The organism is Desulfocurvus sp. DL1XJH-121, assembly GCF_054819825.1.
On record NZ_JBTVWW010000042.1, the window covers coordinates 1 to 11,249 of the forward strand.

Sequence of the window (11,249 nt, forward strand, 5' to 3'; positions counted from 1 at the left end):
TGCCGTGGTCAATGTGACCAACGGTGCCGATGTTTACGTGCGGCTTGGTGCGCTCGAATTTTGCCTTACCCATGACTGTCTTACCCCCGTAGTTTGGTTTACGGTTCGATGTTTACGGGCACGAAATATGGAGCCCACGAGCAGAATTGAACTGCTGACCTCATCCTTACCAAGGATGCGCTCTACCTACTGAGCTACGTGGGCCGTATCCAAAAACTGGGAGGAATGCCGGACGGCGGGGGAATGGAGCGGGAAACGGGACTCGAACCCGCAACCCTCAGCTTGGAAGGCTGATGCTCTAGCCAATTGAGCTATTCCCGCGCGATTACCTGCAGTCCAGCGACAGACCTGACATCTGCCTCCTACAGCCTCTATCGCGAAATATGGTGGAGGGGGGAGGATTTGAACCTCCGAAGGCGTTTGCCGACAGATTTACAGTCTGTTCCCTTTGGCCACTCGGGAACCCCTCCACAAGCATAATTTCAATGGAGCTGGCGATGGGACTCGAACCCGCAACCGGCTGATTACAAATCAGCTGCTCTGCCAATTGAGCTACGCCAGCCAGCTCGTCCGACGACTCGCGCCGTCGGGAATCGGGTTACTATACGCGCAGCCCATGCAAGTCAAGCAAAAAAACCCGCCTTGCCTGCCGGGGCCGCGAACCCGGGGAACGTTGAAAACAAAGGGTCCGCCCCGTCAGGGGCGGACCCGGAGAATCACTGGAACGGGCCCTAGGCGACGACCGGCGCCAGGGCCTCGCGGGCGGCCGCCGCGGCGGGGGCGACGGACTCGCGCGCCTTGGACCCGGAGGGGGCCTCCACCCGCAGGCAGGCGGCGGCGTCCTCGGTGAGCAGGCGCAGGAATTCGTTGTTGAAGGCGTGGCCCGAGCAGGAGACCTCGAAGCGGCCCTTCAGGGGCAGGGGCGCAACGGCCATGTCGCCGATGAAGTCCAGGACCTTGTGGCGCACGAACTCGTCATCAAAGCGCAGGCCCTCGGCGTTGACCACGCCGTAGTCGTCCAGGACCACCGCGTTGTCCAGGGAGCCGCCCAGGGCCAGGCCGTTCTTGTGCATCAACTCCACCTCGCCCAGGAACCCGAAGGTCCGGGCCTTGGCCAGCTGCTCGGCGAAGCTGTCCGGAGTCAGCTCGAAGCCCATGGTCTGGCGGCCGATGAGGGGATGGTCGAAGTCTATGGAATAGTCCACGCGGAACCCGTCGTAGGGCTCGGCCTTGATGCGCTTCTCGCCGTTGGCATGCTCGAAGGGCCGCACCACGGCCAGCGTCCGGCGCGCCTTGGAGAGCTTGCGCAACCCGGCGGAGCGCAGCAGATACACGAAGGAGGCGGCGCTGCCATCCATGATGGGCACTTCGCCGCCGCTGGTCCTGACGAGAATATTGTCTATGCCCAGCCCGCGGATGGCGGCCAGGAGATGTTCCACTGTGGCCACGGCGCCGTCCCCGTTGCCGAGGGTCGTCGCCAAACCGGTACCCACCACGTTGTCGGGGGAGGGAGAGAGGAACTTCGACCCGTGCTCGGTCTGCAGGCAGAAGACGATGCCCGCGTCCGCGTCCGCCGGAAGCAGCTCCAGCTCGACCTTGCGGCCGCTGTGCAGCCCCACTCCGGAGCAGCGCACGCCTTGGGCTATGGTGGTCTGTACGTTCATTGAAATCCTCCGGCATCCACTAAGCAAAAAACATGCCGAGTTTCTATGAGCGCAACTAGCCGAAATTACGTGATATATTTTCAAGACACAAAAGCCACGCTGTAACAAATAAGCAACTTTCCGTGCTTTTTCGCCACATTCACACCCGCCGGGCCAAAACGACACGGTCCAGACCGGCCAGGTCGGGCAGGACCTCGGGTTCCCCAAAGGCCCCCGTGGCGCGCAGCGCTTCAGATACGTCAGTTCCCTGGGTGCAGCCGATCTCCAGGAGCAGCAACCCGCCCGGGCGCAGGGCGTCGGCCGCCACGGGCGCCAGGGCGCGGTAGCACTCAAGGCCGTCGGAAGGAGCGCCGTCGGGCATGGCCGGGACCAGGGCCCCGCGCGGCTCGAAGTCCGCCACCTCGAAGCCCAGCTCCGCATACTCGGCCTCGGAGACATAGGGCGGGTTGGAGACCACCAGGTCCAGGGCCCCGGGCCGCGCAAAGGCCGCGCCCATGTCCCCGCGCACGAAGCACAGCCGTCCGGCCACGCCGTGGCGCAGGGCGTTGCCCCGGGCCACGGCCAGGGCGGCCGCGCTGACGTCCAGGGCCAGGCCCAGGCCCTGGGGAAACACCGTGGCCAGGGTCACGGCCAAGCAGCCGCTGCCCGTGCCCAGGTCGGCGAAGCGCACCGCCGACCCGGCGTCCAGCCGCTCCAGAGCCCGCTCCACCAGATGCTCGGTCTCGGGCCTGGGCACCAGCACGTCGGGCGTGACCCGGAAGTCCAGCCCGTAGAATTCCTTGTTCCCCAGAATATAGGCCACGGACTCGCCCCGCGCCCGCCGCTCGGCCAACGCGCGCACCGCCGCGACCTCGCCGTCCTCCAGCACCCGCCCCGCGTCCACCACCAGCCGCACCTGGTCCAGCCCCAGCACATGCCCGGCCAGCAACCGCGCGGACAACCGCGGCGAATCCACCCCGGCCCCGCGCAGCAGGTCGTCGCACTGGGCCAGCAGTTCGCCCAGGGTAAGAGCATCACGGTTCATAAGGACTCCGAAACAGACCGATCAAACGCCACCAGCGCACGAAAGTGCGCCCCCCTCCCCCACGCACGGAGCGAAGCGACCCGTGCGCGCTCCCCCCAGCCGAGGCAACGGGCCAGGGCGTTCAGGGGCGTGCGAGGGCAAGGCGCAAGGAAAAAGCAGGATCGACGCGTATCCCAATACGCGAGATTCTGCTTTTTGCGCAGCAACGCAGCCATCGTGCGTCACTGGACGTCCTGGCCTAGGCTTCGTCGGCTTGGAGTTTCAATGCTTCCGCCTGGAAATGGGCGGTCAGGGCGTCGGTGAGCTCGGCCAGGTCGCCGGCCAGAACCTCTTCCAGGCGGTAGAGGGTCAGGTTGATGCGGTGGTCGCTGACGCGGCCCTGGGGGAAGTTGTAGGTGCGGATGCGGCCGGAGCGGTCGCCCGTGCCCACCTGGGCGCGGCGGGCGTCGGCCTGCTCCTGGTGGGCCTTGTCCTGCTCCATCTGGAACAGGCGGGCCTTGAGCACCTTGATGGCCTTGGCCTTGTTCTTGTGCTGGGACTTCTCGTCCTGGCAGGTGACCACCAGGCCCGTGGGCAGGTGGGTCACGCGGATGGCCGAGTCTGTGGTGTTCACGCTCTGGCCGCCGGGGCCGGAGGAGCGGAACACGTCGATGCGCAGCTCGTTTTCGGCGATATGCACCTCCACGTCCTCGGCCTCGGGCAGGATGGCCACGGTCACGGCGGAGGTGTGGATGCGGCCCTGGGATTCGGTGGCCGGGACGCGCTGCACGCGGTGGATGCCGGACTCGAACTTGAGATGGCTGTAGACCCGGTCCCCGGAGATGGAGGCGATGATTTCCTTGTATCCGCCGGTACCGGTGTCCGACGAGCTCATGATCTCCATCTTCCAGCCGCGCTCCTCGGCGTAGCGGGAGTACATGCGGAACAGGTCCGCGGCGAACAGGGCCGCCTCCTCGCCGCCGGTGCCGGCGCGGATCTCCAGGATGATGTTCTTCTCGTCCAGGGGGTCCTTGGGCAGGAGCAGGACCTTGAGGCGGTCCTCCAGCTCGGGCAGGCGGGTCCTGGCCGCTTCCACCTCGGCCTTGGCCATCTCGCGGATCTCGGGATCGGAATCCTGGAGCATCTCCTCGTTGTCCCGCATCTCGTTTTCCAGGGTGCGGTACTCGCGGAACACGGCCACCACTTCGCCGAGGTCGGAATGGGCCTTGGTGAGCTTGCGGTAGTGGCCCTGGTCGTTGAACACGTCGGGCGAGGCCAGCTCGCGCTCCAGGTCCTCGAATTTCTTTTCTATGCTTTCCAGCTTGGCGAACATGGGCGACCTCGCGTGTTAATCCTTGTCCAACGCGCCCTTGAGGGCGGCGATGGCGACCTCAAGCTGGCCGTCGTCGGGCTCGAAGGTGGTCATGCGCTGCAGCATCAGCCCGGGCCAGCACAGGTACCGGCACAGGCCCTGTTCGCTGCGCGGGCCCGTGAACTTGATGAGTTCGAAGGCCATGGCCGCGATGGGGATCATCAAAAGGATCTTGGCCACGATGATGTAGGCTTGGCGCAGCACCGCGCCCTGGGGCGCGTACACGGCCAGGAGCGCGGGCACGAAGGCCGCGTGGGTCACGATGGCCAGGGACAGGACGAAAAGCAGGAACGCCGTTCCGCAGCGCGGATGCAGGCGGCTGAAGCCGCGCGCCGAGCCCGGAACCAGCTCCCGGCCGCTCTCATAGGCCCAGATCACCTTATGCTCGGCGCCGTGGTACTGGAACACGCGGCGGATGTCCGGGATGAAGGAGATGGACCAGATGTAGCCCAGGAACACGGCCAGTTTGAAAAAACCGTCCCAGACGTGGAAGGACAGGCTCGTGGTGTCCCCGCCCAGGCCGAAGTGCTCCATGCCCAGGGAAAACAGATGGGGCAGGACCACGAACATGCCCACGGCCATGACCAGGGCGAAGCCCACGGTCAGCGCCATGGCCCAGGGGCCGAGCTCGCCGTCCTCCTCGTCCTCCAGGGCGGTCTGCGCCGACCAGTTCAGGGAGGAGATGCCGTTGACCAGGGTCTCCAGGAGCACGGGGAAGCCGCGCATGAAGGGCTTCTTGAGCCAGGCCTGGCGGGTCAGGGAAAACCAGGGGCGGGTGCTGACCTCGATGGCGCCGTCGGGCTTGCGCACGGCGATGGCCAAGCGGGACTTGTTGCGCATCATGACGCCTTCCATGACCGCCTGGCCGCCCACGGTGGGAGCGGCGCCCAGGACCAGCGCCAGGGCGCGGAGCAGGCTGCGGCGGTCAAAAAAGATCGGCTTCATGAGGCCTCCGTGCGCGCCGGAAATGCGGACGCGAGAGAACAGCAAAGCGCCCCCGGCGGCGGACCACCCGGATCCGCCGCCGGAGGCGGCAAAACAGCGGGCCGGGCCCGCGAAAACAGCTACTCGCCCTGGCCCTTGGTGGACTCGAACTTGGCGTACTTCTTGCGGAATCGGTCGATGCGGCCGGCGGTGTCCACGAAACGCTGCTTGCCAGTGAAAAACGGATGGCAATTGGAGCAGATTTCCACGTGGACATCGTTGCCCTTGGTGGACTTGGCCTCAATCTCGAACCCGCAGGCGCAGCGAATCTTCGCCGTGTGGTTCTCGGGATGAATATCTTTCTTCATGGGTCGTTCCTCCACATTCTCGGAAAAGGCGGGTTAGATACCGCGTACACACGGCCTTGGCAAGGGAAATCTTTCCCTCGCCCCAACCCGCGCGGCCGATAGGGGATATAATGCTTCCCCGGGGCCCTGGCAAGGGGAACCAGCACTCCGAACGCGGATCCGCGCCGAGGACCGCCCGCGAGACGGGGAGCGAAAATCGGCGGACCTCCCTTGTGCTTTGTCTGCCCGTAACATATAGCGTAAGAAGCGGCAAAACGCCGCGTTTCACTACCCATTCGACACGACGCCATGCAGCAATCCAAAAGCGAGGAAACCAGCCATCCCGGGCTCATGAAGCGGCTCCGGGGGCTCACCGCCCACCCGCCGCCCGAGCGCCTGCGCGCCGAGATCGACCGCCTGGTGCAGGACCTGGCGGACGAGGCGGCGGACGAGGCGGGCCTCTGCGAGGCCGCGCTGTTCCTGGCGGCCAGGGCCGCCACCACCCCGGACGAAGGAATCAAGGATTTCTACCTGTCCCTGCTGCCGCGCCTGGGCCCCCTGGCCGCGGCCCTGTGCGTCATCGCCCGTCTGCCCGAGGACGATGCCGCGACCGAACCGCTCCTGCCCCGGGTGCCCGGAGAGCTGCGCCTGGAGGCCGTGAACCTGCTGCTGCAAAGCCGCATGCCGCGCCTGGAAGGCGCGCGGAGCGAGGCCCTGGGAACCCTGCAGGAACTGGGAGCCCTGCCCGCCGACGAGGTGCGGGCCTTTCTCGCGGCCTGCGCGGGCCGGGGCTTGGCCGTGGCCCACGCCCTGGGCGAGGCCTTCATGGCCGGGCCCTACGGCCAGGAGCTGGACGCGGAGATCGCACGGGCGGTCAAGGACATACAGGCCGGGCAGCGCCCGCCCAAGGGCCTCACGGCAAGGATCGACGCGCATCTGCCCCTGGCCGGCCCGGGGCTGGAGGCGCGCCTGCTGCAGCTATTGGCCACCAAGCAGGCTTCTGTGCTGGCCGCGAGCCTGCGCCTCCTGCGCCGCTGCGGCCAGGGCCCGTCCCCGGCCGTGGCCAAGGCCGCGGCCAAGATCGTGGCGCATCCGGACAGGGCCGTGGCCCTGGAAGCCCTGGCGACCTTCATGGCCCGCTCGCCCAAGGATCAGGGCAGGCTCTGCGCGGCCCTGTTCAAGAAGGACGACGTCCTGCGCCGCGCCGTGCTGGCCCGCGCGCCCCTGCTTTCCGGGGCGGAGCACTCGGCCTTCACCGCCTGCCTGGGGGGCAAGGACAAGAACCTGGCCGGGGAACTGTTCGCGGCCCTGGCCGAGCTGGACCCCGAAGGCGCCCTCTCCCACCTGGAGGCGGCCATGGCCGAATCGGGCGGGGCCGACGCCGCGGAGCTCCTGTCCCTGCTGCCCGAGGCCGCGCCGCCCGCCTGGGCCGACGCGGACGCGGCCCAAGCCGCGTTCAAGCCGCGCCAAGAGAAAAAACCCGAGGCGTCGAAAAAGAAGAAAAAGGACCGCGAAGGCGGATTCTTCTCCATGTTCGGCGGCGGCTCCAGCGGCGAGGCCATCAGCGTGCAGTTCGGGGATTCCACCGTGGCCGACATGGGCGGGGGCGAGTCGTCGGAGAACAGCGGCCGCAAGCTGAGCCCCATCTATGACAGCCGCACCCTGCAGCGCATCGACTTTTCCGATTCCTTCCTGGACAACGCCGTGTTCCAACGCTGCACCCTGGTGGGGGTCTCCTTCCGGGGGACCCTGATCCGCGGCGCGCGGTTCATCGAATGCGTGTTCGTGGACTGCGACCTGACCGGGGCGCGGTTCCACGAGACCACGGCCCTGGACGTGGCCATGCGGAATTGCGTGCTGCGCGACGCGGTCCTGGCGGACACGCGCGTGACCCTGTTCGACGCCCAGCAATGCGACCTCCGCAACTGCGGCCTGCACGGCTGCCGGCTGCGCACCTGCCGCTTCACGGCCTGCGACATGTCGGGCATGCAGGTCCTCGACTGCGACGGCCAGGGCGTCGAATTCCTGCTCTCCCATTGCCTGGGCGCCACCTTCTCGCGCTCGCGCCTGCTCTGCCACAGCGTGGAGGCCAGCTCGTTCAGCAAGACGGCCTTTTGCGGGCTGTTCACGGACAGCCCCGGCCTGATGCGCGGAGAGGACGCCTGCCTGGCCGCGCGCACCGAGGAATACGCCGCGCGGGGCCCCGTGACCCCGGAGCTGGGCCACGGGGCCAGGGCCCTGGCCGCCGAGACCGTGGGCCGCTGGTTCCGGGCCCGGGACCTGCGCGCCCAGACCCTGGCCTTCCTGCGGGCCAACCAGCGCCGCATCGACTGGTGCCGCGACAAGCTGGGCCCGGACAAGGGCGGATTCTTCCGCCTCGCGCCCTACCTGCTGCACTCCGAGGTCTTCGAGCAGCACGTGGAGGGCATGATTCCCCTGCCCCTGCCCATGCGCATGGCGGGCTTCGCCGTGGACTACACGACCCTGGAATACGCGCGCCGGTTCTTCCCCAAGGCCGCGCCGCCCCCGCCCGTGCCCGACGCCATCGACATCCAGGCCCTGTACACCATCGGCAGCGTGGGCACCGTGGCCCAGGGGCCGGGGTCGGACCTGGACTACTGGGTCTGCTACGACCCCGAGGACATGCCCGAGACCCTGCTGGACGGGCTCACGGACAAGCTGGAGCGCATCGAACACTGGGCCGACGCCACCCTGGGCCTGGAAGTGCACTTCTTCACCATGGACCTGGTGAGCATCCGCGAGAACAATTTCGGGTTCAGCGACTCCGAGAGCTCGGGCTCGGCCCAGGCCTTGCTGCTCAAGGAGGAATTCTACCGCTCCGTGGTCTGCGCAGCGGGCAAGGCGCCCCTGTGGTGGGCCACGCCCGTGGGGGCCAGCGACGGTGAATACGCGCGCATCCGCGAGGACCTGGCCGCGGGCCCGGCCGCGGACCGCTTCGTGGACCTGGGCAACCTGGTACAGATCCCGCCCGGGGAGTTCTTCGGCGCGTCCCTGTGGCAGATCGTCAAGGCCCTGAAGAGCCCCTTCAAGTCCATCATGAAGTTCGGGCTGCTGGAGAAATACATCGCCGCAGGGGACGAGGGCGGGTCCATGCTCCTGTGCGACAAGCTCAAGGACAACCTGGCCCGGGGCCACACCTCACTCCTGGCCACGGACCCCTACGTGCTGATGTTCCTGGAGGTGGGCGGGCACCACAAGGCCACCAAGGAGAAGGACTCCCTGAACCTGGTGCGCCTGTCCTTCCTGCTCAAGACCAAGATCGCCGAGGCCGTGGCCCGGGGCGGCCCGGCCCTGCGCCCGGAGGAGTCCGAGCTGCGCGCCCTGGCCGGGGACCCGGGCATGTTCCCTCCTGGCACCCTCACGGCCCTGGACGGGTCCTTCGACAAACTGGCCAAGATCGGCGCCCTGGTGAACAAGTTCATCGTGCGCACCTACATGCGCGTGCGCGACGTGCAGGCCGAGCGCAAGGACTCCATCGCCATCACCCCCGAGGACCTGACCAAGCTGGGCCGCAAGATCTTCGCCACCTTCTCCAAGCGCAAGCACAAGATCGAGCACATCCCGTTCTTGAGCATCGGGGGCACGTCCTTCCGCATCCTGCACTTCGCGGCCTCGGGCAAGAAGATGGGCCAGCCCTCCCACTGGGAGGTGCAGGGCGCGCAGGAAGTGGCGGGCAAGGAACGCCTGGAGCTGGCCAACCTGCGCAGCGGCCCGGACCTCGCCGAATCCCTGGCCTGGCTGGTGGCCAACGGCATCTACCACAAGAACATGCAGGTACGCGGGGACTATTCCATCTCCCCGGTCACGGCCAAGGACATCCAGAACCTCCTGGGCCGCCTCCTGGATTTCTTCCCGCCGAAGACGACCTTCAACACGGACATCGCCGAGATGCTCAACCCCGAGCGCATCGTGCGGGCCTTTTTCGTGCTCAACCTGATCCAGCCCAGGGAGCAGAACGCAGTGCGCGAGGTGTCCATCGTCTACTCAACCAACTGGGGCGAGTTGTTCTGCGTCACCGCCCCGGTGAAGCGCGCCGGACAGCTCGACAACCTCGCCGAATTCCTGCTGCAGACCGTGGAGCAGGAGTTCGACACGCCTCCGGCCATGGAGCTCTTCTCCCCCGAGCGGGCCAGCTTCCCCCTGCCTTCCCTGTAGCCGCGCGTCTTGCCAACGGCACGGGCGCGTGCCATTCTCGGGCCTCGTCTCCACCTCTTGCCGCACGTGAAGCCCTATGACCGCCCGCAGCACAGATCTCGCCCCGCCTCTCCTGGACTGGTTCGCCGCAAACGCCCGCCCCCTGCCCTGGCGCACGGACTACGACCCCTACGGGGTCTGGATCTCCGAGGTCATGCTCCAGCAGACCCAGATGGACCGCGCCGTGGACTATTACCTGCGCTGGATGCGCGAGCTGCCCAGCCCCGAGGCCGTGGCAGAAGCCCGCGAGGACGAGGTGCTCCGGCTCTGGGAGGGCCTGGGCTACTACAGCCGCGCGCGCAACCTGCAACGCGCCGCCAGGATCATGGTCGACGAGCACGGGGGCCGGGTGCCCGACGAGCGCGAGGCGCTCCTGGCCCTGCCGGGGGTGGGCGAATACACGGCCGCGGCCGTGCTCTCCATCGCCTACGGCCAGGACGAGCCCCTGGTGGACGCCAACGTGGCCCGGGTCTTCTGCCGGGTCTTCGACCTGGACGCGCCCGTTGCCGAGGCCTCCACCAAGCGCCGCCTGCACGAGTTGGCCGCCGAGGTCCTGCCCCACGGCCGGGCCCGGGAGTACAACCAGGCCCTCATGGAGCTGGGCGCTCTGGTCTGCCGCAAGGCCCCGGACTGCGCGGCCTGCCCCCTGGCCGGAGACTGCGAGGCCCGCCGCCTGGGCATCGTGGAGCACCGCCCGGTGCCCGGCAAGAAGAAGGACATCATCCCCCTGACCATCGCCACGGGCGTGCTCGTGCACCAGGGCCGGGTCTTCATCCAGCGCCGCCGCGACGACGACGTCTGGGGCGGGTTGTGGGAATTCCCGGGCGGGTGCGTGGAACAGGACGAGACCCCGGAGCAGGCCGTAGTGCGGGAATACGACGAGGAGACGGGGTTCAAGGTGCGCACCGCCGGGCACATCAGGACCCTGCGCCACGGGTACACGCGCTATCGGGTGACGTTGCATTGTTATTTTCTCGCGGCGGAGGAGGGGTTGGGCGAGCCCACGCTCACCGAGGCCACGCAGTACCGGTGGGTGCGGCCAGAGGAGTTGGGGGAGTACGCGTTTCCCGCCGGGCACAGGAAGCTAATCGATTCGTTGCAGGGGGATTTGCGGTTTGTGGGGTTGCTGGAGGGGTGAAGGGCTTTTTCTGCTAAGAGTCGTGGCGAAAAACCAATTGTGCCCTCCCTCCCCTCCCGCCGCGTTCCCTCGCGGGTAGGGCGTTGGTTTGTCGGGAATGAGTGGGGGAGGTGACGCGGCCGCGCCCCATGCGGGTGCGGGCGGCTTCGCTTCGGGGGTTGCCACCCAGGTCGCTGCGCCCCCCGCACCCGCATGGGGAGCTGGGCTATCGCAGTGGTTCGGTCCCTCAGTGGTACTTCCCCTCGTGTCGCAGCATGGGTGGTGCCGCCCCGTCGCACGAGCCCGGCTCCGCTTCGCTGATTTCCATCACAGCCGCTGCGCCGGGCAGCGCGCCGGGGCTTGGGGAGCAGGTGGGGTCTGAAAACACGGGATGCCGCGTCATGGGGGAAGTACTTTACCGCATGATCCCCCGCCGCATCGTCAGGTAGGATACTTCTTCTCTATCCCTGTCGCGTTCGCGGACGGGAAGGCTCTGTGGCAATGCCCGGCGCGAGGCGCGGGAGAGGTGTGCGACCGCCTGGATTTGTCCCGCCCCTGCGGCGCAGCCGCGCGGCGGGGGAAATCCTTCGAAGGGAGCGCGCCTCTC

7 protein-coding genes and 4 tRNA genes are annotated in these 11,249 nt (G+C 67.6%); 2 read left to right on the forward strand and 9 right to left on the reverse strand.

Annotation, left to right across the window (positions count from 1 at the left end; genetic code table 11):
• Positions 1-128: 128 nt before the first annotated feature.
• The 9 genes from ACYYG1_RS16870 to rpmE form a co-directional block, all read right to left on the reverse strand.
• A tRNA-Thr gene (locus ACYYG1_RS16870) sits at positions 129-204 on the reverse strand.
• Between the two features lie 40 nt (positions 205-244).
• Positions 245-321 (reverse strand) — tRNA-Gly (locus tag ACYYG1_RS16875).
• Between the two features lie 63 nt (positions 322-384).
• Positions 385-470: transfer RNA gene (locus tag ACYYG1_RS16880), tRNA-Tyr, on the reverse strand.
• A gap of 16 nt (positions 471-486) precedes the next feature.
• Positions 487-562 (reverse strand) — tRNA-Thr (locus ACYYG1_RS16885).
• A gap of 169 nt (positions 563-731) precedes the next feature.
• Positions 732-1,664 (reverse strand): UDP-3-O-acyl-N-acetylglucosamine deacetylase, encoded by a 933-nt coding sequence (lpxC, locus tag ACYYG1_RS16890; RefSeq protein WP_461211505.1) that lies wholly within the window; start codon positions 1,662-1,664, stop codon positions 732-734.
• 139 nt (positions 1,665-1,803) lie between these two features.
• The gene (prmC, locus tag ACYYG1_RS16895) at positions 1,804-2,688 is read right to left on the reverse strand and encodes a peptide chain release factor N(5)-glutamine methyltransferase (protein WP_461211506.1); all 885 of its coding nucleotides are present in this window, start codon (positions 2,686-2,688) and stop codon (positions 1,804-1,806) included.
• A 238-nt stretch (positions 2,689-2,926) separates the two neighbouring features.
• Positions 2,927-4,000, reverse strand: a complete 1,074-nt coding sequence (gene prfA, locus ACYYG1_RS16900) for a peptide chain release factor 1 (protein ID WP_461211507.1) — start codon at positions 3,998-4,000, stop codon at positions 2,927-2,929.
• Between the two features lie 15 nt (positions 4,001-4,015).
• Complete coding sequence (locus tag ACYYG1_RS16905; RefSeq protein WP_461211508.1) at positions 4,016-4,984, reverse strand: DUF1385 domain-containing protein; 969 nt, start codon at positions 4,982-4,984, stop codon at positions 4,016-4,018.
• Between the two features lie 119 nt (positions 4,985-5,103).
• Positions 5,104-5,331, reverse strand: coding sequence for a 50S ribosomal protein L31 (rpmE, locus tag ACYYG1_RS16910; protein ID WP_461211509.1), 228 nt, complete (start codon positions 5,329-5,331; stop codon positions 5,104-5,106).
• Positions 5,332-5,619: 288 nt separating this feature from the next.
• Between rpmE and ACYYG1_RS16915 the strand changes: the two genes are divergently transcribed.
• Positions 5,620-9,486 (forward strand): class I adenylate cyclase domain-containing protein, encoded by a 3,867-nt coding sequence (locus tag ACYYG1_RS16915; protein WP_461211510.1) that lies wholly within the window; start codon positions 5,620-5,622, stop codon positions 9,484-9,486.
• A 76-nt stretch (positions 9,487-9,562) separates the two neighbouring features.
• Positions 9,563-10,663, forward strand: coding sequence for an A/G-specific adenine glycosylase (mutY, locus tag ACYYG1_RS16920; protein ID WP_461211511.1), 1,101 nt, complete (start codon positions 9,563-9,565; stop codon positions 10,661-10,663).
• Positions 10,664-11,249: the final 586 nt, after the last annotated feature.

What these genes read in the sequence shown, in the direction of transcription:
- lpxC (WP_461211505.1), bottom strand. Translation starts at nt 1,664, where the DNA reads ATGAACGTACAGACCACCATAGCCCAAGGCGTGCGCTGCTCCGGAGTG.
- prmC (WP_461211506.1), bottom strand. Translation starts at nt 2,688, where the DNA reads ATGAACCGTGATGCTCTTACCCTGGGCGAACTGCTGGCCCAGTGCGAC.
- prfA (WP_461211507.1), bottom strand. Translation starts at nt 4,000, where the DNA reads ATGTTCGCCAAGCTGGAAAGCATAGAAAAGAAATTCGAGGACCTGGAG.
- ACYYG1_RS16905 (WP_461211508.1), bottom strand. Translation starts at nt 4,984, where the DNA reads ATGAAGCCGATCTTTTTTGACCGCCGCAGCCTGCTCCGCGCCCTGGCG.
- rpmE (WP_461211509.1), bottom strand. Translation starts at nt 5,331, where the DNA reads ATGAAGAAAGATATTCATCCCGAGAACCACACGGCGAAGATTCGCTGC.
- ACYYG1_RS16915 (WP_461211510.1), top strand. Translation starts at nt 5,620, where the DNA reads ATGCAGCAATCCAAAAGCGAGGAAACCAGCCATCCCGGGCTCATGAAG.
- mutY (WP_461211511.1), top strand. Translation starts at nt 9,563, where the DNA reads ATGACCGCCCGCAGCACAGATCTCGCCCCGCCTCTCCTGGACTGGTTC.